This window comes from Kitasatospora sp. NPDC028055 (assembly GCF_040637885.1).
Taxonomy (GTDB): Bacteria; Actinomycetota; Actinomycetes; order Streptomycetales; family Streptomycetaceae; genus Kitasatospora.
Map to the genome: position 1 here is coordinate 25,946 of NZ_JBEZXE010000033.1, position 22,376 is coordinate 48,321.

At 73.7% G+C, this 22,376-nt stretch carries 17 protein-coding genes; 8 read left to right on the forward strand and 9 right to left on the reverse strand.

Annotation, left to right across the window (positions count from 1 at the left end; genetic code table 11):
* Nucleotides 1-96 precede the first annotated feature (96 nt).
* Nucleotides 97-1,068, forward strand: a complete 972-nt coding sequence (locus AB0F71_RS27365) for a helix-turn-helix domain-containing protein (RefSeq protein ID WP_360239204.1) — start codon at nucleotides 97-99, stop codon at nucleotides 1,066-1,068.
* A 467-nt stretch (nucleotides 1,069-1,535) separates the two neighbouring features.
* Here AB0F71_RS27365 and AB0F71_RS27370 read toward each other — a convergent pair whose 3' ends face one another.
* The gene (locus AB0F71_RS27370; RefSeq protein WP_360239207.1) at nucleotides 1,536-2,009 is read right to left on the reverse strand and encodes an ATP-binding protein; all 474 of its coding nucleotides are present in this window, start codon (nucleotides 2,007-2,009) and stop codon (nucleotides 1,536-1,538) included.
* 561 nt (nucleotides 2,010-2,570) lie between these two features.
* Between AB0F71_RS27370 and AB0F71_RS27375 the strand changes: the two genes are divergently transcribed.
* Entirely contained in the window at nucleotides 2,571-3,152 is a 582-nt protein-coding gene (locus AB0F71_RS27375; RefSeq protein ID WP_360239210.1) for a sigma-70 family RNA polymerase sigma factor, read from the forward strand.
* A 37-nt stretch (nucleotides 3,153-3,189) separates the two neighbouring features.
* Complete coding sequence (locus AB0F71_RS27380) at nucleotides 3,190-4,398, forward strand: zf-HC2 domain-containing protein (RefSeq protein ID WP_360239213.1); 1,209 nt, start codon at nucleotides 3,190-3,192, stop codon at nucleotides 4,396-4,398.
* 56 nt (nucleotides 4,399-4,454) lie between these two features.
* On the opposite strand, the gene purU is transcribed toward AB0F71_RS27380, so the two are convergent.
* Complete coding sequence (gene purU, locus AB0F71_RS27385) at nucleotides 4,455-5,321, reverse strand: formyltetrahydrofolate deformylase (protein ID WP_360239216.1); 867 nt, start codon at nucleotides 5,319-5,321, stop codon at nucleotides 4,455-4,457.
* A gap of 186 nt (nucleotides 5,322-5,507) precedes the next feature.
* On the reverse strand, nucleotides 5,508-5,942 hold the full coding sequence (locus AB0F71_RS27390; RefSeq protein WP_360239219.1) for a hypothetical protein: 435 nt from the start codon (nucleotides 5,940-5,942) through the stop codon (nucleotides 5,508-5,510).
* 256 nt (nucleotides 5,943-6,198) lie between these two features.
* Here AB0F71_RS27390 and AB0F71_RS27395 point away from each other — a divergent pair, with 256 nt between their 5' ends.
* Nucleotides 6,199-7,500, forward strand: coding sequence for an ABC transporter substrate-binding protein (locus AB0F71_RS27395; RefSeq protein ID WP_360239222.1), 1,302 nt, complete (start codon nucleotides 6,199-6,201; stop codon nucleotides 7,498-7,500).
* A 73-nt stretch (nucleotides 7,501-7,573) separates the two neighbouring features.
* Here the strand turns inward: AB0F71_RS27395 and AB0F71_RS27400 are convergent, their stop codons facing one another.
* Nucleotides 7,574-8,779, reverse strand: coding sequence for a hypothetical protein (locus tag AB0F71_RS27400; RefSeq protein WP_360239225.1), 1,206 nt, complete (start codon nucleotides 8,777-8,779; stop codon nucleotides 7,574-7,576).
* A 164-nt stretch (nucleotides 8,780-8,943) separates the two neighbouring features.
* A complete protein-coding gene (locus tag AB0F71_RS27405) occupies nucleotides 8,944-10,320 on the reverse strand; it encodes a transcriptional regulator (protein ID WP_360239228.1) in 1,377 nt (458 codons plus the stop codon).
* Between the two features lie 305 nt (nucleotides 10,321-10,625).
* Between AB0F71_RS27405 and AB0F71_RS27410 the strand changes: the two genes are divergently transcribed.
* On the forward strand, nucleotides 10,626-11,330 hold the full coding sequence (locus AB0F71_RS27410; RefSeq protein WP_360239231.1) for a bifunctional DNA primase/polymerase: 705 nt from the start codon (nucleotides 10,626-10,628) through the stop codon (nucleotides 11,328-11,330).
* 450 nt (nucleotides 11,331-11,780) lie between these two features.
* Here AB0F71_RS27410 and AB0F71_RS27415 read toward each other — a convergent pair whose 3' ends face one another.
* Nucleotides 11,781-12,479, reverse strand: coding sequence for a metal-dependent transcriptional regulator (locus AB0F71_RS27415; protein WP_360239234.1), 699 nt, complete (start codon nucleotides 12,477-12,479; stop codon nucleotides 11,781-11,783).
* A 221-nt stretch (nucleotides 12,480-12,700) separates the two neighbouring features.
* On the opposite strand from AB0F71_RS27415, the gene AB0F71_RS27420 reads away from it, so the two are divergent.
* From AB0F71_RS27420 to AB0F71_RS27430, 3 genes are all read left to right on the forward strand, one after another.
* A complete protein-coding gene (locus tag AB0F71_RS27420; protein WP_360239237.1) occupies nucleotides 12,701-13,465 on the forward strand; it encodes an SIS domain-containing protein in 765 nt (254 codons plus the stop codon).
* A gap of 273 nt (nucleotides 13,466-13,738) precedes the next feature.
* Nucleotides 13,739-14,638: a DUF4231 domain-containing protein gene (locus tag AB0F71_RS27425; RefSeq protein WP_360239240.1), complete on the forward strand. Its 900-nt coding sequence runs from the start codon at nucleotides 13,739-13,741 to the stop codon at nucleotides 14,636-14,638.
* Nucleotides 14,639-14,660: 22 nt separating this feature from the next.
* A complete protein-coding gene (locus AB0F71_RS27430) occupies nucleotides 14,661-15,515 on the forward strand; it encodes an alpha/beta hydrolase (RefSeq protein ID WP_360239383.1) in 855 nt (284 codons plus the stop codon).
* A gap of 85 nt (nucleotides 15,516-15,600) precedes the next feature.
* On the opposite strand, the gene AB0F71_RS27435 is transcribed toward AB0F71_RS27430, so the two are convergent.
* The 3 genes from AB0F71_RS27435 to AB0F71_RS27445 form a co-directional block, all read right to left on the reverse strand.
* Nucleotides 15,601-16,563, reverse strand: a complete 963-nt coding sequence (locus tag AB0F71_RS27435) for a D-glycerate dehydrogenase (protein WP_360239243.1) — start codon at nucleotides 16,561-16,563, stop codon at nucleotides 15,601-15,603.
* 31 nt (nucleotides 16,564-16,594) lie between these two features.
* Nucleotides 16,595-20,449 carry an FxSxx-COOH system tetratricopeptide repeat protein gene (gene fxsT / locus AB0F71_RS27440; RefSeq protein WP_360239386.1) on the reverse strand — a complete coding sequence of 1,285 codons (3,855 nt, stop codon included), beginning with the start codon at nucleotides 20,447-20,449 and terminating at the stop codon, nucleotides 16,595-16,597.
* Nucleotides 20,450-20,589: 140 nt separating this feature from the next.
* A complete protein-coding gene (locus AB0F71_RS27445; RefSeq protein WP_360239246.1) occupies nucleotides 20,590-22,212 on the reverse strand; it encodes a TIR-like protein FxsC in 1,623 nt (540 codons plus the stop codon).
* Nucleotides 22,213-22,376 lie beyond the last annotated feature (164 nt).

A 22,376-nucleotide genomic window follows, 5' to 3' on the forward strand; every position in this document is an offset into this window, starting at 1 on the left:
GGGCCCCGACGAGTGGCCTGAATGACAGCTTTCGCAAGATTCGGGCCACGACCGGGCGTACGCTGGCCCGGACCCACCGACACCCGAGGGGAGCCCATGGCACACCTGGTCGCGGTACTCGCCCTGGACGGCGTGATCGCCTTCGAACTCGGCATCCCCGCCCGCATCTTCGGCAGCGCCAAGGGCCCGGCCGGGCAACCCCTCTACGAGGTGGCCACCTGCACCCTGGACGGCCGACCGGTCGCCACCAGCGCCGACTTCAGGGTCATGGTCGACCACGGGCCCGAACTGCTGGCGCGGGCCGACACGGTGGTGATCCCGGCCTCCGCCGACTCCGCCCCGGCCGTCGCCGACGCCTGCTTCACCCCGGAGCTGGCCGCCGCGCTGGCCCGGATCCGGCCCGGCACCCGGCTGGTGTCGATCTGCACCGGCTCCTTCATCCTGGCCGCTGCCGGCCTGCTGGACGGCCGCCCGGCCACCACCCACTGGCGCTACACCGAGCGCTTCGCCCGGCAGTTCCCCCGGGTGCTGCTCGACCCCGACGTGCTCTACACCGACGACGGCGACGTCCTCACCTCCGGCGGGGTGGCCGCCGGGGTGGACCTCTGCCTGCACGTGGTGCGCCGCGACCACGGCAGCGCGGTGGCCAACGCGGTGGCCCGCAACTGCCTGGTGCCGCCCTGGCGCGACGGCGGCCAGAAGCAGTACGTCGAGGCCCCGAGCCCGGTGGAGACCGGGGGCGCCGGCACCGCCGCCGTGCGCGCCTGGGCGCTGGAACACCTGGACGGGCCGCTGCCGTTGAACCGGCTCGCCGAGCGGGCGGGCATGAGCGTACGGACCTTCACCCGGCGCTTCCGCGAGGAGACCGGCGCCAGCCCCGGCCAGTGGATCACCACCCAGCGCACCGAGCGGGCACGGCAGTTGCTGGAACGCACCGACCTGTCGATCGACCAGGTCGCCCGGGAGTCCGGCTTCGGCACCGCCGCCTCACTGCGGTTGCAGCTGCGCGGCCGGCTGGACGTGGCCCCGAGCGCCTACCGGCGCACCTTCCGGACCGCCCCGCTCTGAGCAACGGCAGCAACGGCAGCAACGGCACCAACGGCACCAACGGCAGCGCCACCGCGGGCGACTGGCGCCGGGACCGGGAGCGATCCAGGGCGACCGACGCCCGGCAGGAGCCGGACGCGTGGCCGGAATTCGATCGTCCGGAGCGGCACCACGGACGACGGCCGGCCGCCTGCGCACCGAGCGCAGCGTGCCGGGCCGCCGTCCGATCACGGCACGCGGGCCCTGAACCCGCGCCGGGCCCTCCGCACTCGCCGAGGATCCGTCCGCGACCGGCAGTCCACGATCCCCCCTGCTGACGCGATCCCCCTGGACAGCAGCACCGTGACGGCGGACGGACGTTCCCTCGGCGTCCCCTCGCAACGGGAGCCGCACCCAAGCGTGATCAGTCGGATACGTCACGTCAATGGGTAGTCGGAAATTCGGAATGGTTGCGTCAGCTTTCGGCCGGTGATCGTCGCCGGAGGCCGCTACTGCGCCAGCGCCGCCCAGTCCACGCCCGCCATCGGATCGACCGGCCGCGCCCCGGCGCCGATCTCGCACCAGACCCGCTTGCCCGAACCGTCCGGGTACCAGCCCCAGCGGTCGCAGAGCAGCTCGACCAGTTCCAGTCCGCGGCCGTTGGTGGCGTCCTCGTCCGCCCCGGCGTGCCGGGGGGCCGGGGCGGCCTGGCTCGCGTCGGCCACCTCCACCCGCAGCGGGCCGGGCGGAGCGTCCTGCGCCGGGCCCTCGGCCACCGGCAGACAGAGTCTCAGCACGGCCGGACAGCCGGTGTGCACCACGGCGTTGGTCACCAGTTCCGAGACCACCAGCACCACCGTCTCGGACATCGGCGCGTCCGGGTCCACCCCGTGGTTCAGCAGCCGCGAGCGCACCCAGCGCCGGGCCCGGCCGACCTCGGCGGGGTCCGCCTGCACCGCAAGCTGTACCTGAAGAACCTGCACCGCTCCACCACCTGCACTCGCAGTTCGGCCAACGTCCCGATCGGGCCGGATCAGCCGGCCGGCGGGGCCCTCGCACTTCGCCCGGTGCCACCCGGGGCCCACCCGGGCGCTCGCCGACCCGTCCGCCCGCCCGCGCCACTCGCCCGCGTCAACTCGTCAGTCGCACAACGGCCGCGACACGAATACGCCTCAGGATGGGTGGGCGGACGGACCGCAGCAAGCGCTTCGGGCATATTCCGGCGATCGGGGGACAGGGCAGTGCATACTGTCCCGTTCACTCTCGCGAGCCTCGCACCGGCACTCGTCCGGCCCGGGCCGACGCCGGTCCCGCGGGGCCTGTTCGGACCCGCCCTGGGCGGGAACCTACCGCCGGACACTCCCGCCGCCCCGCCCGCCACTCGCGAACCACCCGTGCGACATATGTCCAGCGGTTCTCGAACAGCGGCAGCGGCGGCGAACCACGAGGGCGGGTTCCGTTCTTGCCCGAATCCCTCCCGCCGCGGACCGGCCAGGGGATACCGTTGGGTAACGCCAGCGAACCGGGCAGGAGGGTGGTTCTCGATGGCCGCCCCGGACCGGATCCCGCGCTGGGACGAGCAGTTGCAGCGACGCCTCGCCCGCGGCGAGGAGACCGCGCTCGGCGAACTGTACGACCGGCTCGCCCCGATGGTGCACGGCCTGGCCGGCCGGATACTCGCCGACCAGGCGGCCGCCGCCCAGCTCACCAGGGAGGTCTTCGCCCACGTCTGGGAGCACCCCGAGGACTTCGACCCCGACCGGGGCTCGCTGCGCTCCTGGCTGGGCGCGCTCACCCACCGCCGCGCGGTCGAACGGCTGCGGGCGCGGCGCGGCTCCGAACTGGCGCCGGAGCACGGCGGGGCGGCCGAGCAGGAGATCCGGGCCGTCGCCACCGCCGCGCGCATGCAGTACGTGGTCGACTCCCTGCCCCAACCCCTGCGTGAGACCATCGCGGTGACGTACTACGACGGCCGCACCTACCAGGAGACGGCCCGACTGCTCGGCATCAGCGAGCAGGCCGCCAAGCAGCGGATGCGGCTCGGGCTGGAGCTGCTGGCCACCGAACTGGCCGACGAACGCGCCCGCCAGGAAAACGCGGACGGGAACGGGAACGAGGGCAGGTGAAGGTGAGCGTGCGAACCGTCGAGAGGTGCGCGGGCGGATGAGCGAGGAGCGGCACGACGCCCTGCGCTCGCTGCTCGGCGCCTGGTCCCTGGGCGCCTGCCCGCCGCGCGAGGCCGCCGAGTTGGAGCAGCACCTGCCGGCCTGCCCGGAGTGCGCCGACGAGGCGGACCGACTGCGCGAGGCGGCCGGCTGGCTGTCCCTGGACGAGCCGCTGGACCAGCCCGGTTCGCTGCGCCAGCAGGTGCTGGACTGGTGCCTGGCCCGCCGCCCGGCCGAACTGCCCGTCCCCGCCTGGGGGATGCCGTACACCGCGGAGACCGCCAAGCTGGACGCCCTGCTGCGCGACCTCGGCCCGGAGGAGTGGCAGGAGGTGGCCGAACTGCCGTGGCACGGCGGCACCGAACTGCTGCGCCCGGCCGAGGTGCTGGGCCGGCTGACCGCGGCGGACGGCTTCCTGGCGCTCGCCCTCGGCCTGCCCGACCCGGTGCCGGCCGCCGCCGGGCCCGGGCCGGTACCGGCCGCGGAGCGGCGGGTACCGCCGCAGGAGGCGGCCGTCCCGGTACCGCGGGTGCCCCCGCAGGGCGGCCGGTACGCGGCGGACGCGGCGCGGACCGCCCGGCTGCTCGCCGACCAGGCCGGTCTGCCGCCCCGGTCGGTACGCGCCCGGTGGCGGCAGCAGACCCACGACCTGGTGCGCAGCGCCGCGCTGGCCCCGCAGGGCAGCACCCCGGTCGACCTCGGTTTCGCGGTGCTGCCGCTGCGCGACGCCTTCGTGGAGCGCGCCCTGGAGTGCTTCGTGCACGGCGAGGACGTGGCCCGCGCGGTGGCGTACCCGTACGCTCCGCCGGCGCCGCAGCACCTGCGGCAGATGGTGGAGCTGGTGGTCCGGCTGCTGCCGCGGGCGCTGGCGGGGCTGCGCGCGGCGCAGCCCGCGTCCGCCGGGGCGCCGTCCGGGGACGGTCGGACCGTTCGGCGGGTGCGGCTGGTGGTGGACGGTCCGGCGGCCGGCGAGTGGCTGGTGCCGCTGGACGGCGGACCGAGCAGGCCGAGCGGACCGGCCGGCCAGGCCTGGCCGAGCGGGCCCGCCGCCGGGGAGCCGGTGGCCTCGATGGTGCTGGACGGCCTGGAGCTGTGCCAGTTGGCGGCCGCGCACCGGGACCCGGACCGGCTGCCGGTGGGCGAGCACGGCGACCGGGCCGCGGTGCGCCAGGTGCTGCACGCGCTGCCGCTGCTGGCGCGGCCGTAACGCTCCTGCAGCGCCTGCGCGCGGACCACAGTTGCTCGCGCGCGGACGACCGTCGCCTACGCGAAGACGACCGTCCTGGTCCCGTCCAGCAGCACCCGGTGCTCGCTGTGCCACTTGACCGCGCGGGCCAGCGCCTGGCACTCGACGTCCCGGCCGAGCGCGACCAGCTGGTCCGGGCTGACGTCGTGGGTGACCCGGGCCACCTCCTGCTCGATGATCGGGCCCTCGTCGAGGTCGGCGGTGACGTAGTGCGCGGTCGCGCCGATCAGCTTCACGCCGCGGGCGTGCGCCTGGTGGTACGGCTTGGCGCCCTTGAAGCTCGGCAGGAAGGAGTGGTGGATGTTGATCACACGGCCGGACAGCTCGGTGCACAGCTGGTCGGAGAGCACCTGCATGTAGCGGGCCAGCACGACCAGTTCGACGTTCTCCTTCTCGACCAGGTCGAGCAGCTGCCGCTCCGCCTCGGCCTTGGTGTCCCGGGTGACCGGGATGTGGTGGAAGGGGATGCCGTAGCTCTCGGTGAGGTCCTGGAGGTCGGTGTGGTTGGAGACCACCGCGGCGATCTCCACCGGCAGGGCGCCGATCCGGGTGCGGTAGAGCAGGTCGTTCAGGCAGTGCCCGAACTTGCTGACCATGAGGACGATCCGCATCCGCTGCTCGGTCGGGTGGATCTGCCAGTCCATCCCGAAGGAGGCGCCGATCGCGGCGAAGCTGGCCCGCAGCTTGTCGGCGGTGACCGGCTCGGGGGCGGAGAAGTGCACCCGCATGAAGAACAGTCCGGTGTCCCCGTCCCCGAACTGCTGGCTGTCGATGATGTTGCAGCCGGTCATGAAGAGGTAGCTGGAGACAGCGTGGACGATGCCCTGCTTGTCGGGGCAGGACAGCGTGAGGACGTACTGGGCGCTGGCCGGCTGCTGTTCCACTGCGGGTATCCCGTTCTGAGGTCGTACGAATGCGTGACGCGCGTGCGTGAATGGTCCAGCGTGTCACATCCTGGACAGTCGCCGCCCCGCTGCCCGTACTGCGGGACGGCGCCGACCGGCGGTACGCCTCGGGCCCCGGCTCGGACCACGGCTCGGGCCCCGCCTCGGACCTGGGTCGGACCTGGGTCAGACCTGGGTCAGGATCCGCAGCACGTCGAGGGACTTGGGCGCCGCGTCCGGGTCGTCCCCGTCCCCGGCGGCGAGGGCGACGTGCGCCTCGCGGGCGGCCCGGACGGTCTCCGGCCAGCCGGGGTGGCCGAGGTAGGCGGAGGCCGGGGCGTCGGCGCCGACCTCGTGCAGCATCTGGACCGCGCGCAGCACCGCGACGTCGACCAGCGCGGCCTCGGCGGAGTCGCGGAAGATGGTGCCCACGTACTTCTCGGCGGACCAGCGGTCCAGCCAGGTGTCCTCGACCAGCCGGTAGACGGCGTCGGTCACGTCCCCGTAGCCCTCCCGGCCGGTGAGCCAGGCCTCGTGCTGGAAACCGGGGTCGGACAGCATGTGCAGCGCCGAGCGGAGTCGGGCTCGCCAGCGCCACCAGGGCAGGTCGTTGAGCGGCATGCCGCCCATCGTGCTGGAGCGGTGGCCCGGACGAGAAGGGTTTCGGGCGGACCGGTGCGAAGAATCTGTGCTGGCGGACATGGTGAACGATCGTACGTTCCCCGTCTGTTCGTGCTCCACTCGCGATCTACACGCGTACCGACCCGGATTTCGGTGTCCGTTGGCCGGGCGTTCACATTTCGTCCCTCTCGGCTTGCGGCTCCGGGGCTTGGCTGTCCCCCGGTGCGCCGGATGGCGCCCCAGAGAGGGAAGACCGATGACCAGCCGAAGGGACTCGTCCCGGGCCCGTCCCACGATCAGCGGACGCCGCCCGCGCCGTCCGATCGCCGCCGCGGTGACCGCCGCGGTGCTGTTCCCCACCCTCTTCTCGGCCTCCGCGTGCGGCGGACCGGCCGGGGCCTCCACCGCCGCCGACGAGCTGACCGTGATGACCTGGGCCCCGTCCGGCACCGGCTCCGCGGACCGTCCCGGCATGACCGCGCTCGCCGAGTCGATCGGCCGGGACGTCAACGTCAAGGGCGGTCTGAGCGGTCACCGGCTGCACGTGATCACCTGCAACGAGCACAACACCGCCGACGGCGCCAAGTCCTGCGCCCAGCAGGCGGTGGACGCCAAGGCGGTGGCCGTGCTCGGCTCCTACAGCCAGTGGGGCGACGCCTTCATGCCGGTGCTGGAGCGGGCCGGCATCCCGCTGATCGGCGGCTACGGCCTCTCCCAGCCGGAGTTCTCCAGCCCGCTGTCCTACCCGGTGGACGGCGGCATGCCCGCGCTGATCGCGGGCAGCGGCCGCCAGTTGGTCGACGCCGGCTGCAAGGCCGTCTCGCTGATCCGCCCGGACACCCCGGCCGGTGACAACCTGCTCGGCTACCTGGGCAACGCGCTCAAGCCGGCCGGCATCAAGTTGCTGGACGTCAAGGCGCCCGAGCAGTCCTCCGACTACAGCCAGGTGGTCCGCAAGGCGATCGGCAGGGACGACCCGGGCAACTGCGTCACCAGCGCCCTGACCTCCGAGCCGACGGGCAACCTGCTGGACGCCTACCGGCGGCAGAACGTGCGGAACACCCGGATCGCCTCGGTGATCGGCAGCGTCCAGCAGTCGGTGGTCGACTCCACCGGCGGCGACTCCGGCCCGCTGGCCGGCGCGTTCGTCACCAGCTGGTACCCGCCGGAGTCGGCCAAGACCTGGGACGGGCTGCGCGCGGTGGTCCGCTCCCAGGCCACCGACGGGCACTCCGTCGACGTCTCCGACCCGGGCGTGCAGACCACCTGGGTCGCCTACGAGGTGTTCCGGGTGGTGGTGGAGAAGCTCACCGCGGCCGGTAAGCCGGTCGAGGCGAAGTCCGTCGACGCCCTGCTGGACAGCGGCGAGGGCATCGACGTCGGCCTCACCCCGCCGCTGAACTGGGGCACCACCAACATGCTGCCCAGCACCGAGTCGCCCCGGCTGGTCAACACCTGGGTCACCTACCAGGTGGTCAGGAACGGTCGAATGACCTTGCAGCAGCCGGGCTTCGTGGATGTCCGCTGGGTCCTCACCGGGGCCCGCTCCCCGTCCTGATCCACCCTGCTCCCGCACCGCACACGGACGGGCGGGCCCTGCGCGGGCCCGCCCTCCGGCGTTCCGGGGTCCGCTACAGGTCGCCGTCGCCGCGGCTGGGCAGGCCGGCCTGGGTGGCGATCGTGTTCCACAGGGTCGAGGCCTGCTTCTTCGCGGTGGTCGCCGTGCCGCTGGCCTGCACGGCGTTCTTGTAGTGCTGGTTGCCGGTGTCCGGCTTCTTCGGGTCGCAGGAGGACTGGGCGTCGCCCGCCCAGGCCGCGTACTCGTCGTCGGCCTGGGCGGAGGCCGTCCAGGCGGCGTTGAGCTGCTCGACCAGCTGCTGGCCGCCGGGCAGCTTGTCGGTCTTCAACTGGCCGAGCTTGGTCTGCAGCTCGCGCCGCTTGCCGGCCGCGGCGGCCAGCGCCTGCTGTGAGTCGGGGAGCTTGTCGCACTTCTGCACCGAGGCGACCGCCGAGACCACCGCGCTGCGGCTGTCGCTCGCGGTGCCCAGCAGGTCGGACAGCGGCTGGGCCTGCGCCTTGACCTCCGGGTCGACGGCGGCGCCGGAGCCGCTCGCGCTCGCCGCGCCGGTGGCGGTGCCGCCGGTGGCCGCGACCGGGGCGGTCTTCTGGCCGCCCTTGGTGGTGTCGTCGCCACCGCTCATCAGCACGGCGACCAGCACACCGGCCGCCGCGAAGCCCGCGACCACGCCGCCGATGACCAGCTTGTTGGAGGACCGGCCGCCGCGGCCGCCGCGCCCCGCCTGGGTGGCGTCCTGGTCCGGCCGGTAGCCGTCCGGCCCGTAGCCGTCGGACCCATAGCCGTCCGGCCCGTACCCGTCCTGGGCGTAGCCCTGCGCCGGGTAGCCCGGCTGGTGCGACTGCTGCTGCTGGTGCTGCTGCGGTTGCTGCTGCGCGGCCTGCGGGTAGCCCTGGTAGCCGGGCGCGGCCTGCGGCGCGACGCCGTAGCCGGGCTGCGGCGCCGGGTAGCCGCCCTGCGGGTCGCCGGCCGGGTACGGCGGCAGGTGCTGGGTCTCGGGGGCCGGCTGGGCCTGCGGCGGGGCGCCGTAACCGGCCTGCGGCGGTGCGCCCCAGGCGGGCTGCTGGGGGGGCATCGCCTGGGTGGGCGGCGCCTGCGCGCCCTCGCCCAGGTACTCGGGCTGCCCGGACGGCCGGCCCACCGGCGGCACGGCCGTGGGGCCCTGCTGCTGGCCCGGCTGGCCCTGGGGCTGGCCGGGCTCGGGGCGGAACAGGTCGTCCAGGTTGAAGTCACCCGAGTTGTACGAGCGGCGCTGACTCAACGCGATTCCTCACCTGTGCAGGACCGCGCACTGGCGGCGGACCACATCTCGTCGGTTCTTGGGAGCATCACAGTTCCTTGGACGTCGCGCCCACGCTACCGGTTCGCCCCATCGGGTGACCACGCGGGCGGGACATTCCCACACGCTCCCTGCACGGACGACGGTCAGGCCGCCTCCGCGTCCGCCCTGGCGTGGAACTCGCGCACCACCCGCTGCTCCCGGTAGGGCTCCAGCCGGCGCCGGAACTCGTCCAGGTACTCCACACCCCGGTTGGAGCGCAGCCCGCTGAGCAGCCGCACCGCCTGGGTGCCCGTCTCGCAGGCGCGTTCCAGGTCGCGCTGCTGGAGCTGGGCGGTGGCGAGCAGCACGAGGTCCACCGCGCGGCGGCGGACCCGGGTCGGCGGGTGCAGGTCGAGCGCCCGGCGGGCGTAGTGCTCGGCCGGCCCGGCCTGTTCGAGGTCCCGGTGGCAGTGGGCGAGTTCGTCGGCGAGGTAGGCGTCGTCGAAGTGGGCGATCCAGTCCGGGTCGTCCTCGGGGCGGCGCTTCTCCATCATCTCCAGCGCCTTGGCCGACACCGCCTCGCAGGAGCGGGCGTCGCCGAGCAGGGCGTGGCCGCGGGCCTCGGCGGCGTAGAACATCGCCATCGCCGTCGGGGTGGCCACCGTACGGGCGCCCTCCTGGGCGGCGCGGGCGAGCTGGGCGATCTCCCGCGGGTTGCCGAGGGTCGCCGCCAGGTGGCTCATCGAGGCGGCCAGCACGTAGCCGCCGTAGCCGCGGTCGTCGGCGGCCTGGGCGAGCCGCAGGGCCTGGATGTAGTAGCGCTGGGCGAGTCCGGGCTGCCCGGTGTCCACCGCCATGTAGCCGGCCAGTTCGGTCAACCGGGCCACCGCGGCGAAGAGTTGGCGGCCGGTCTCCTCCCGGTAGGCGCCGCCGAGCAGGCCGGAGACCACCGAGTTGAGGTAGTGCACGACCACCGGGCGCACATGGCCGCTGCCGAAGCGGTGGTCCAGGTCGACCAGCATCGCGGTGGTCGCCTTGATCGCGGCCACGTCCGTGGGGCCGACCCGGGGGCCGCCGGTGCGGGCCACCACCGGGTCGGGCGGGGTGATCAGCCAGTCCCGGCTGGGCTCCACCAGCGCGGAGGCGGCGACCGTCGCCCCGGTGAGGAAGTCCCGCCGGCCGACGTCACTGCGCCACAGCTCGCACACCTGCTCCAGGGCCGCGTTCAGGGTCGGCGCGAACTGCAGCCCGATGCCGGAGCTGAGGTTCTTGCCGTCGGCCATGCCGATCTCCTCGACCGACACGCTGCGGCCGAGCTTGCGCCCGAGCGCCTCGGCGATCACGGCCGGCGCCTGACCGCGCGGCTGCTGCCCGCGCAGCCAGCGGGCGACGGAGGTCTTGTCGTAGCGCAGGTCCAGTCCGTGCTCCGCGCCGCACAGGTTGACCCTGCGGGCCAGGCCGGCGTTGGAGCAACTGGCCTCCTGGATCAGTTGCTGCAGGCGCTCGTTGGGCTGTCGTGCGACGAGTGGTCTCGCGGCCATTGGGCTTCGCCTCCCCACACCCTCCGGTCCCGGCCGGCGGGCGACGATGTGCTGATCTGTTGCCGACTGTCCGACCGTCCAAGGAATCTGACACCAGGTTAGCGATCAGCAACGCCAGCGGGATACCCACGGTGACGAACCGCACCCCCCACGCGCCCTGGGGAATGCTTCCGTGCGCCCCCGCTGCGCCTGCCTCCGCCCGCCCCAACTCGCTTGAGTCACCGGTTCGGGTGACATTGCCGGGATGCGGCCGACCGGGGCCCCTCGGGCCGTAACCAGCCTCACGCACGGTAGTTGAGCAGCCCGTGGAAGACATCCCCGACGCCCCCGGCCAGGACAAGAACGCCGGCCTGCCCCCGCTGCTGATCGAAGCCGTCAACTACGCCGAGAACCGCCACTGGGAGGTGGCCCCGGGCGCCTGGCTGATCGACGGCGACGGACCCTCCCACTGCTCCTGCGGCGACCAGCGCTGCCCCCAGCCGGGCGCCCACCCGCTGGACGCGGACTGGGCCCGCAAGGCGAGCGCCGGGCCGGGTGCGGTGCGGCGCTGGTGGACCGAACGGCCCAAGGCCTCGATCCTGCTGCCCACCGGCCGGTCCTTCGACGTCCTGGACGTGCCGGAGACCGCCGGGTGCCTGGCGCTGGCCCGGATGGAGCGGATGGGCCTCCAGCTCGGCCCGGTCGTGGTGCTGCCCAGCTCGCCCGGCCGGCTCGGGCGGCGGCTGCACTTCCTGGTGCTGCCCGGGGTCGCGGCCAAGCTGCCGGAGATGCTCCGCAAGCTCGGCTGGCCGCCCGGGCGGCTGGACCTGGTCGCCCGCGGCGAGGGGGACTGGACGGTCGCCCCGCCCTCGCGGATCGGCTCCACCGGCTACGCCCAGTGGGCGCGCTCCCCCTCCGAGTCCAACCGCTGGCTGCCGGACGCCGCCGAGCTGATCAGCCCGCTCGCCTACGCCTGCGGCCGCGAGGCGCCCGCCCAGCCACTCCAGGCCGCCCAGCCGGCCGGCGTCTGAACGGCCGAAAGCCTGCCGCCCTGCGCCGATCGGGTGAGGGCGTGCACCGCGCGACACAACGCGCGCGAGTGACGGGCCTTGTCTCCCACCGGAGGCGGGGCCCGTCACACGCATGTGCGGATAAGGCCTCGGTCTACCCGCTGGTCAACCGGGAAAGCCCCTCGTACGAGTGACAGCGCTCAAGGATTGCCATGATCGGCCGAGGGGAGGAATTGCGGTGTGTGGGGTCGCCGGAAGGGTCGCTCGGACGGGGAAGCCGGGCGAGGCGGTGGAGGGGCGGGAGGGAACGGGAGGGGCCGGAGGGGACAGGGAGGGAGCCGGGGAGGGACGGGAAGGGCCCGCTGCACGGGGAGCAGCGGGCCCCGACCGTCACCGGAGCTCCCAGGCCGTCACGCGGAGCCTCCGGACCGCCGTACGGAGCGAGGTGACCGGGCCCGGTCGGGCGCGAGGTCAGGCCTGGGCGACGAAGACGTGCTGGGCGATGTCCTTGCCCAGCTCCGCCGCGTTGTCCCCGGTGCCGACCAGCACGCCGCCGGCGCCGGTGCCGACGGTCACCTTGATCGTGGAGCCCGGCCGGACGCCGGCCCGGCGCAGGGTGCTCATCAGCTCGCTGTCGGTCTGGATCGGCTCGCCGATCCGGCGGACCACCACGTCCGCCCCGGCCTCGCCCGGCTTGACGGCGTCCAGCGGGACGAGCGCGGCGTCGAAGCCCTCGCCCTCGGCCTTGGTGTCGCCCAGCTCGTCCAGCCCCGGGATCGGGTTGCCGTACGGGGACTGGGTCGGGTGGCCGAGCATGGCGAGCACCTTGCGCTCGACCGTCTCGCTCATCACGTGCTCCCAGCGGCAGGCCTCCTCGTGCACCTGCTCCCACTCCAGGCCGATCACGTCGACGAGCAGGCACTCGGCGATGCGGTGCTTGCGCATCACCCGCACCGCGAGCCGGCGGCCCTCCTCGGTCAGTTCGAGGTGGCGGTCCCCGGCGACCTGGAGCAGCCCGTCGCGCTCCATCCGGCCGACCGTCTGGCTGACCGTGGGGCCGCTCTGCTCCAGGCGCTCCGCGATCCGGGCCCGCATCGGGACGATGCCCTCTTCCTCCAGTTCCAGGATGGTGCGAAGGTACATCTCAGTGGTGTCGATCAGCCCAGACATCGCCGCTGGCTCCGTTCTTCGGTGTCCTCACCGCCAATTCTGACGTACCGCACCGACAACCGGGCCCGCCCCGGGGTTTCCGGGACCGCTTTTCGTTCCTGTTGACAGCGGTGCCGCCGGGGCGCGACCGTGCTCGCCGTAGCTTTCTCCACTGGCGGTCCGGGCCATCCAGGCCGCCCCACCCGGCCGGCGCCCCCACCGGCAGAGAGCGAAGGCAACCGATGAACGACCTGGTCGGCCGGTACTTCGACGCCGCGATCGCCCACCTGAACCGGGTCCGCGCGGAGGAGTCCGACACCATCGAGGCGGCGGCCGCCCTGCTGGCCGAGGCGATCACCGAGGGCCGCCGGGTGTTCACCTTCGGCGCCGGGCACTCCTCGCTGCCGGCCCAGGACGTCGTCTACCGGGCCGGCGGGCTGGTCCCGATGAACCTGCTGAACGTGCCCGGGATGGCCGGGGTGACGATGATGCCCGCACCGCTGGCCAGCGCGCTGGAGCGGGTGTCCGGGCTGGCCACCTCGACCCTGGACCTGACTCCGGCGACCAGCGGGGACCTGCTGTTCCTGATCTCGCTCTCCGGCCGCCAGGTGATGCCGGTCGAGCTGGCCCGGTACGCCCGGGACCGCGGCCTCAAGGTGATCGGGGTGACTTCGCTGGCCTACCCCGACGAGGTGCCCTCGGCGCACCCCTCCGGCACGTACCTCAAGGACCACTGCGACGTGGTGCTGGACAGCAAGGTCGCGGTGGGCGACGGCGAGCTGACCCACCCGGGCGCCGAGACCTCCTTCGGCCCGGTCTCCACCATCGTCACCAGCGCGCTGATGCAGGCCGTGGTGGCCTCCGCGGTCGGCCGGCTGGCCGACCGGGCGGCCGCCGGGGACGCCGCCGCGCCGCCGCTGTTCCGCTCCGGCAACGTCCCGGGGGGCACCGAGTGGAACGCCAAGCAGATGGCCGACAACGCCGAGCGCATCCTCTACACCTACTGACGACCGCACCCACCGACGACCGCACCCACCGACGACCACAGCCACCGGCGGCCACAGCTACTGCCGATCACACCTGCCGGCGACTCCTTGCTGACGGCCCGCGACCGTCCGACCACGGGGCGTACCGGACAATCCACCGGGCCTTCCCGGCCATTGCGCGGCGCCCCGGCCACGGCCAGGCGTACCGGCGACCCGCCCGGGGCAGGAGAGCGGAGGGACCGGAGCGACGGGTGGGGGCCGAGCATGGCGTCTGGTGCGGGACGGACCGGGTGGGTGCGCGAGCGGGAGCTGCTGCCCGAGTTCTTCTGGGCCGCCGACGCGGCCTCGCTGCGCGGCCAGCGCCGTTCGGTGCTGCTCTGCGCCTGGGAGCTGCTCCTGCTGCTGGTCGCGGCCGCGACCGGCTCGGCCGACGGCGAGCCCTGGGCCTGGCCGGCCGCCGCGGCCTACCTGGGCGCGATGGCACTGGCCGTGGTGATCGGCCGGCAGAACCCGCAGGGCCTCTGGTACGAGGGCCGGGCGGCCGCCGAGTCGGTGAAGACGCTGGCCTGGAAGTTCGCCGTCCGGGCGGACGCCTACCAGCCGCCGCCGCACAGCCTGCCGGACGCCGAGGGCCTGTACCGCTTCCAACTCGCCCGGGTGCTGGCCGCGTTCCGGGACGGCCCGGTGGCGGTGCCGGCGACCGGGGTGGACATCACCCCGGCCATGCGCGACCTGCGCGGGCAGCCGCTGGCGGTGCGCCGCGAGGTGTACCTGAACGAGCGGATCCGGGTGCAGCACGACTGGTACCGCGAGAAGGCCCGCTACTGCGCCCGCGCCGGCTACTGGACCGGCGTGCTGGGGGTGCTGCTGCCGGCGCTGGGCCTGGCGCTGGCGGTGCTGCGGGCGCTCGGCGCCTTCACCTACGACGCGCTGGGCACGGTGTCGGCGGTGGCCGCCTCGGTCACCGCCTGGGCGCAGCTGCGCCAGTACCGCCCGCTGGCCGCCGCGTACGGGCTGGCCGCCGAGGAGCTGGAGCTGATCCGCCTGCAACTCGCCCGGCTGGACCTGGAGTCGATGGACGCCGAGGAGATCTGGGCCCGGCTGGCCCGGGACGCCGAGGACGCGGTGTCCCGCGAGCACACCACCTGGCAGGCCCGCCGGGAGGTGCGCACCACCACCGACCGGGAGCACTGAGGAGGAACGCGTGGCGTTACGGATGGTCAAAGCGGCGGACGGTCGCGCCCTCGCCGTGGAGTCCCTCGGCGACCCGCGCGGCCGTCCGGTGTTCCTGCTGCACGGCATGCCGGGCAGTCGGGTCGGACCGCATCCGCGCAGCACCGTGCTGTACCGGCTGGGGGTGCGGCTGATCTCCTACGACCGGCCGGGCTACGGCGACTCGACCCGGCTGTTCGGCCGCCGGGTGTCGCACGCGGCGGCCGACGTGCGCACCATCGCCGACGAGTTGGGGCTGGGCGACTTCGCGGTGCTGGGCCGCTCCGGCGGCGGCCCGCACGCGCTGGCCTGCGCGGCGATGCTGCCGGGGCGGGTCAGCCGGGTGGCGGTGCTGGTGGGGCTGGCGCCGCGGAACGCGACCGGCCTGGACTGGTACGCGGGGATGACCCCGTCCAACGTCCGGGCCTACCGGGAGGCGGAACGCGGGCACAGCCGGATCGCCGACGCGATGGAGTTCCGCTCCCGGCAGATCAAGGACGACCCGGTCCGGCTGCTGAACGGGCTGCGCACCGAACTCTCCCCCGCCGACCGGGAGGTGGTGGCGGACAGCGGGCTGCGGCGGATGCTGCAGAGCAACTACCGGGAGGCGTTCCGGCACGGCGCGGACGGCTGGATCGACGACGTGCTGGCCTTCACCGCCGACTGGGGCTTCGACGTCGGGTCGATCGGGGTGCCGACCTGGCTGTGGCACGGCGCGGACGACCAGTTCTCGCCGGTGGACCACTCGCGCTGGCTGGCCGACCACATCCCGGGCGCCGAGCTCTTCCTGGAGCCCGGCGCGGCGCACTTCGGGGCGTTCCGGGTGATGACCACGGCGCTGGCCTGGGCGGCCGGGTAGCGGCTCCGAACAAGCCGGTAGCGGCTCCGAACGAACCGGTAGCGTCGCCGAACGAACCGGGTAGCGGCTCCGGACGCCCGGCCGGTCAGGCCTTGACCGGGGTCAGCGGCTCGGAACCGCCCAGCACCGCAAGGATGTTGTCCACCGCCAGGCCGCCCATCGCCTGCCGGGTCCGCACGGTGGCGCTGCCCAGGTGCGGGACCAGCACCGCGCGCTCCTGGGCGAGCAGCGCGGACGGGACCTCCGGCTCGTGCTCGAAGTTGTCCACGGCGGCGGCGAACAGCGCGCCGGACTCCAGGGCGGCGGCCAGCGCCTCCTCGTCCACCACGCCGGCGGTCATGCTGACCACCACCGCCCCGGGCGGCAGCAGGGCCAGCCGGCGGGCGTCCAGCAGGTGCCGGGTCTCCTCGGTGCAGGGGCAGGTGACGACCAGCACGGTGGAGGTGGCGAGCAGTTCCTCCAGCGGCTTCCACTCGGCGCCGTGGGCCTGCTCGGGCGGCAGGGCGCGGCGGTTGTGGTAGCTGACCGGCATGTCGAAGGCGGCGGCCCGGCGGGCCACCGACTGCCCGATCCGGCCCATCCCGAGCACGCCGAGCGGGGTACCGGCCAGTTCCAGGCCGAGCAGGAAGTTCGGGCTCCAGGTCCAGGGCGTGCCGGAACGCAGCAGCCGCTCGCCCTCGCCGAGCCGGCGGACGGCGGCCAGCAGCAGCGCCCAGGCGGTCTCGGCGGTGGCGTTGGTGAGCACGCCGGGGGTGTTGGTGACGATGACGCCGCGTTCGGCGCAGGCCGCCAGGTCGATGTTGTGGTAGCCGACCGCGTGGTTGGCGACGATCTCCAGCTGGGGGCCGGCGGCGTCCAGGAACTCGGCGTCCACCCGGTTGTTGAGGGTGGTGAGCACGGCCCGGCGCCCGCGGACGGCGGCGAGCAGTTCGGCCCGGTCCAGCTCCTCGTCGGTCTCGCGCACGGTGACGGCGTACCGGTCGGTGAGCCGTTCCAAGACGCCGGGCGCGGGGTGCCGGGTGACCAGGACGGGGGGCAGGGTACTCATGGCTCGGCAGCGTACCCCGCCCCTCCCCCGGTCACACCGGCTGCGGCTCCAGGTCGCGGTTGATCCGCTTCCAGCCGCGCGCGGAGACGGTGTTGGGGTGCTCCTCGCCGAACTGCCGGATCAGCTCGGAGATCGCCCGGGCGCGCAGTTCGGCGGCCTGGGTGTGCCGGCCGGCCGAGCGCAGGGTGATCGCCAGGTTGGCCTCGCAGGCGACCGCGTCCGGGTGCTGCGGCGTGTAGCGCGCGCACAGTCCCGCGTAGGCGGCCCGGCCGAGCTGTTCGGCGAGGTCGGTCTGCCCGTCGTCGCCGTAGGCGTTGGCCAGGTTGATCACCGCGTTGAGGGTGTACGGGTGCTCCGCCCCGACCGAGCGGGTCAGCCCGTCGACGGTGAGCCGGCCGCGCTCGATGGCGCCCTGGACGTCGCCGCTGCCGCGCAGGTAGATGCCCAGGTTGTTGGCGCAGGCCAGGGTGAACGGGTGCTCGTCGCCGAACAGCCGCCGGTGGCCCTCGAAGACGGTGGCGCAGAGGTCGCGGGCGGCCTCCTTGTCGCCGGAGGCGCTGTGGTCGGCGGCCAGGTTGAGCGCGCAGGCGAGCGCGTCGGGGGCGTCGGCGCCGTAGCGCTCCAGGTAGCGCTCGTAGGTCTCCTTGGTGATCCGGCGGGCCTCGGCGAGCTGGCCGATCCGGCGCAGCGAGACGGCCAGCGACTTGGCGTTGCGCAGGTTCTCCGGGAGGTCCGGGTCGAGGACGTCGCCGAGGTCGGCGGTGACCTCCTGGAGGAGGTCCACCGAACCGCGGTAGTCGCCGAGTTCGCGCAGGTCGCGGGCCAGGTTGGACTTGGTGGAGAGGGTGTAGGGGTGCTTGGGGCCGAGGACGGCGGTGCGCCGGTCGAGGGTCTCCTGGTCGAGTTCGCGGGCGGCCTCGCTGTTGCCGACCAGCCGGTAGTCGATGGCCAGGTTGTTGGCCATCGACAGGGTGCGCGGGTTGTCGTCGCCGAACAGTTCGCGGAACTGCTCCAGGATCTCCTGGTCGAGGTCGAGCGCGGCCTGGAAGCGGCCGAGCGCCCGCCGGTCGGCGCCGAGCGAGCCGGCCGTCATCAGGGTGTACGGGTGGTGTTCGCCGAGCAGCACCCGCTGGCGCTCCAGGGTGGCCTCGTCCAGGGCCAGTGCCTCGGCGTAGTTGCCCTGGGAGCGCAGCACGTTGGCGAGCTGGAAGCGCAGCAGCAGGGTCTGCCGGTCGTCCTCGCCGAGCTTGCTGGTCCACTCGGCGTCGAGGGCGTGGCCGAGGTCACGGGCGCGGTCGAGTTCGCCGCGCTTCCACAGGTAGCGGACCCGGTCGATGAGCAGCTGGCGGGTGTCGGCCTCGTCGCAGTTGTGCGCCTTGGAGGGCGACAGGTGCGGCCAGATCTCGTCGAAGGCGGGCCAGTTGGCCGGGTCGTCGGTGTCGCCGAGGACGGGCCGGGCGCCGGTGAGGATGCGGTGCACCTCGTGGACGGCGATCTCCTGCTCGTCGTCGGTCATCCCGGCCCGGATCACTGCCTGGACGAGCCGGTGCACCTGGAAGCTGTTGCTGCCGGCGTCGACCTTGGCCAGCGCGTACCGGCCGATCGCCTGGATGACCTTGCCGAGCATGAACTTGTCGCTGAGGTCGGCGTCGTACTTCACCAGCGCCCGGATCATCTGGTCGCTGTAGAAGAGGTTCATCGAGATCGGCTCGGGTGCGAAGAAGGCGCACAGCTGGAGCAGCCGGACGGCCGCCGGGGACTGCTGGCGCAGCCGGCCGATCGAGACGTTCCAGGTCGCGGCGACCGGGGTGGGGTAGTCGGTGGGGTGGTCGACGGCGAGGGCGCGGGCGGCCTCGGCGTGCAGCTGGGCGACGTAGGTCTCCACCGGGGTGCCGGTGGTGTCCAGCCAGGCGGCGGCCACCTCGACGGCCAGCGGCAGGTCGCCGACGGCCTCGGCGACCCGGTCGGCGTCCGCGCGGGAGAGGCTGCGGGCGCGCCGGCACAGGTGCTCGACGCTCTCGCCGCGGGTGAAGACGTCGACCTCCAGCGCCTCGGCGTGGCCGGTCCAGGCCTGGTTGCGGGAGGTGACCAGGATGTGGCCGGAGCCGCCGGGGAAGAACCGGCGGATCTCGGAGGGCTCGTCGGCGTTGTCGAAGATCAGCAGCCAGCGGGAGGTGGGCACGCCGCGGCGCAGCGCCTCCCGGGCGGCCTCGGCGGCCTCGGTGACCGAGTCGCCGACCCGCAGGCCGAGGCGGCGGGCGAGTTCGGCGAGGGCCGGGGCGACCAGTTCGGTCTGCTCGGCGTCGATCCACCAGACCAGGTCGTAGTCGGACATGAACCGGTGGGCGTACTCCAGCGCGACCTGGGTCTTGCCGACGCCGCCGAGCCCGTACAGGGTCTGCGGGGTGGGCAGCACGGCCGCCATACCGCCGCGCAGCTGGTTGCGCAGCTGCTCCAGGACGGCGGCGCGGCCGGTGAAGGAGGGGTTGCGCGGCGGGACGTCCCACACCGAGGGCTTGCTGCCGGGGAAGCGCGGGCCGCCGGCGGGGGCGTCGCCGAGCACGGCGTCGCCGCGGCCGAGGGCGCGCAGCAGGCTCTGGATGGACTGGTTCTCGTCGCGGCCGACCAGGTCGACCGGGTTGCGGTTGCTGAACGGCGCGGTGAGCCGGACGTCGCCGACGCGCACCGGCAGCAGCTGGCGCCGGGTGCCGGAGGGGTCGGAGTTGACCACCGACTCCCACAGCGCCCGGGCCTGCGGGGAGCGCTGGTAGGCGGGCGAGAGGACGGCGACCGTGCGGTAGGCGGAGTCGATGCCGCGCTCGGTCTCCTCGCGCGGGTCGGTGCCGGCGCTGAGGTCGCGCGGCAGCACCCGGAAGCCGGCCCTGGTCAGCACGGACTCGATCCAGTCCGCCCACATCCGGTCCTCGGGCACGTAGGACAGGTAGAGGTCGGCGGGCACGGACGGGCGGCGGCGGGTGAAGGCGTCCACGTAGCGCAGCCGCACCTCCTCGTCCATCGGCGGCAGCCCGGTGACCCGGCCCTCGGTGATCATCGAGGTGAGGCGCTCGCAGGCGGCCAGCATCGAGGTGGGGGTGCCGGTCTGGTCGCCGAAGGTAGCGAGGATCTCCTCGTAGGCGTAGAACGGCCGGTACGGGATCTCCACCGAGCCCCAGTAGCCGGCGAGTTCCTCGCCGCCGAAGCCGGCGGGCAGGCCGTCGAAGCGCACCCGGGCCAGGGCGCGGCCGGCGTCGGCCTTCTCCTTCTCGCCCTCGTCGATGCGCATCGGGACGGGCAGGATGCGGATGCCGCGGTCGCGGTAGCGGTCGTGGATGTGCTGGGCGATCCGGGAGGCGCCGTCGATGGACTGGTCGCTGAGGGTGAAGCAGACCACCAGGTCGTCGGGCATCTGCACGGTGCAGATCTCGGCGATGTCGGACAGGCCGGTGCGGGAGTCGATCAGCACGTAGTCGTAGCGCTTGGCCATGTCGGCCTTGAGCGCGTCGAAGAACTGCCCGCCGTCGAAGCGGTCGTAGAAGATGTCCCAGTCGAGGTGGGTGACGGCCTCGGAGTAGTCCCGGTTGAACTGGCCCGCGGAGAGGAAGTCCAGGCTGCCGCCGGCCGGGAAGTGCGGCCAGGAGAGCGAGAGGGCGTGCGGGTGCACCCGGGCGAAGTCCAGGTGCCAGCCCTCGGCGTGCTCGACCGGGCGCAGCGCCTCCTCGCGGTACTCGGCGATCAGGTCCATCATCCCGGTGGTGCCGGCCAGCGAGGCCGGGTCCAGGAACGGGTGGAAGAACTTGGCGAGGCCGGGCGCCTCCAGGTCCCAGTCGACGGTGAGCACCCGGAAACCGTTGGCGGCCAGGATCCAGGCGGTGTTGGCGAGGGCCATGGTGCGGCCGGTGCCGCCCTTGTACGAGTAGAAGGTGATGATCCGGCCCTGGCGGTCCTGTTCGGCGGCCTGCCGGGCGGCCTCGCGGGCGGCGGCCAGTTCGGCGGCGCCGAGGCGCAGGTTCCTGGTGGTGTTGTCGCTCATCGGTGCGGTCCTCCCAAGGGCGCCATCCCAGCATCGGGGTCATCGCCGTCGTCACGGTCGTTGCGGTAGGGGCGATCGTTGTCACGGGCGGTGCGGTCGTCACGGGCGGTGCGGATGGTGCGGTCGGTACGGTCGTCGGGGGCGCCGTAGTCCTCGCGGGAGAGGCGGACGGTGCGTTCCTCGGGGGCGGCGTAGTCCGCACGGGAGAGCCGGACGGTGCGCTCCTCGGGGGCGGCACGGTGATCGCGCTCGTCCCGGGCGTCCCCGTCCTCCCGGTCCTCCCGGTCGGGGTCGTGGTCGCGGTCGAAGGGGTCCGGCCCGAAGGGTTCGGTGCGGTGCCCGCCGAAGCCGTCCGGCCCGTACGCCCCGGGGCCGCGGCGGAAGGCCTCGCGCAGGCTCGGCCGGGGTGCCGGGGGCTCCTCCGGTTCGGCCCTGGTCCGGCTCTCGAAGGCGTACTTGGCCTTCATCGCGGCGCGCGGCAGCGCGTCGTCGAAGTCCTCCAGGCTGTTCAGCCCGGTCGGGCCGGTCACGCCGAGGAAGCTCGGGCGCCCGGCCCGCCGGGTCTTGCGCAGCGTCTGGTCGCTCAGTCCGCTGAACTCGCCGTCCCGTTCGAGGCACTCCCGGTCCTCGGTGTTCCACGGTTCGAGGACGCTGACCCAGGTGGCGTCGGAGCGGTCGAAGCGGCGGACCAGCTCCCGGCGGCGCGGGTCGCGCAGTGCCCACCGGTCCAGCAGCAGCAGTCCGGGGGCCTCGGCGTTGCCCTCGATGATGGACTCCACCTCGTCGTCGAACTCGTGCACGGTCGGCTGGAAGCCCAACTGCCGCGCCAGCCGTACGGCGTGCTGGGCGATGGGGGAGCCGGCCGGCCGGTACGGGTGCCAGTCGGTGCGCCGGGCACCGTAGAAGTCGGGGTTGCGGTCCTGCGGCAACTCGCCCTGGTGGTAGGTGAGTACGGAGATCCGCAGCTGCTTGGTCGGGGCGGACACGTTGAAGGCGCTGGGCAGCCCGTTGAACTCCAGCCGCCGCCCGACCGGGATCACCGTCTCCTCCGCCACCTGCACGATCCGCGCCGCCAGCCGGTGCACGGCCAGTTCGTAGGCGGCCCGGAAGTAGCTGAGCTTCATCAGCGCGTACAGGCCCTCGGTGGCGTAGTCGGGCCCGAACCCCGCGTGGTTGAACTGGAGTTCGCTGGCCACCTTGGGCAGCCGGTAACGGCTCATCGGCGCCCAGAGCACCGGGACGATGCCGCTGGTGCGCTCCACGTCCATGGTCGCCGGGTAGACCGGTCGGCGGGTGAAGGCGTGCCACTCCTGGCCGCACGGCACGCTGTTGAAGTAACGGGGGGAGTACAGCGGTACGAACACCCGGCAGGTCGCCAGTTCCTCGGACAGCCGTTCGGCCCACAACTCGCCCTGGTGCATGGACTCGTCCATGAAGCCGACCGGCACCCCGGCCGGGACGGTGGTGAGCTGGAGCACCGCCTCGCAGAGGTCCCGGTACAGCTGGCGCACCCAGTGGTTCGGGTCGCCGGCGCCCCGCGCGCCGGACTTCGGCGTGTGCGCGTAGGAGAGGAAGAAGTACGGCCGGGTCTCGTCCTCGTCCCAGCCCCGGTCAGTCACACGTGCCTCCCCCGGGCCCGTCGGCAACCTGGCTCCCGCAGCCCCCGTGCGGCGGGGTCTCAGTGTAGGAACGACTGACACCCCAATGGAATAGCACAGCGACCCGTACGAATTGACATGACCGAAACGATGTCGCTGCCCTCTTGCGTGGAGCAGTACCCTCG

Excerpts from the sequence above, each read along its gene's own strand:
- AB0F71_RS27395 (WP_360239222.1), top strand. The coding sequence starts at position 6,199 with ATGACCAGCCGAAGGGACTCGTCCCGGGCCCGTCCCACGATCAGCGGA.
- AB0F71_RS27405 (WP_360239228.1), bottom strand. The coding sequence starts at position 10,320 with ATGGCCGCGAGACCACTCGTCGCACGACAGCCCAACGAGCGCCTGCAG.
- AB0F71_RS27380 (WP_360239213.1), top strand. The coding sequence starts at position 3,190 with ATGAGCGAGGAGCGGCACGACGCCCTGCGCTCGCTGCTCGGCGCCTGG.
- AB0F71_RS27435 (WP_360239243.1), bottom strand. The coding sequence starts at position 16,563 with ATGAGTACCCTGCCCCCCGTCCTGGTCACCCGGCACCCCGCGCCCGGC.
- AB0F71_RS27365 (WP_360239204.1), top strand. The coding sequence starts at position 97 with ATGGCACACCTGGTCGCGGTACTCGCCCTGGACGGCGTGATCGCCTTC.
- AB0F71_RS27375 (WP_360239210.1), top strand. The coding sequence starts at position 2,571 with ATGGCCGCCCCGGACCGGATCCCGCGCTGGGACGAGCAGTTGCAGCGA.
- AB0F71_RS27430 (WP_360239383.1), top strand. The coding sequence starts at position 14,661 with ATGGTCAAAGCGGCGGACGGTCGCGCCCTCGCCGTGGAGTCCCTCGGC.
- AB0F71_RS27390 (WP_360239219.1), bottom strand. The coding sequence starts at position 5,942 with ATGCCGCTCAACGACCTGCCCTGGTGGCGCTGGCGAGCCCGACTCCGC.
- AB0F71_RS27415 (WP_360239234.1), bottom strand. The coding sequence starts at position 12,479 with ATGTCTGGGCTGATCGACACCACTGAGATGTACCTTCGCACCATCCTG.
- fxsT (WP_360239386.1), bottom strand. The coding sequence starts at position 20,449 with ATGGCCCTCGCCAACACCGCCTGGATCCTGGCCGCCAACGGTTTCCGG.
- AB0F71_RS27420 (WP_360239237.1), top strand. The coding sequence starts at position 12,701 with ATGAACGACCTGGTCGGCCGGTACTTCGACGCCGCGATCGCCCACCTG.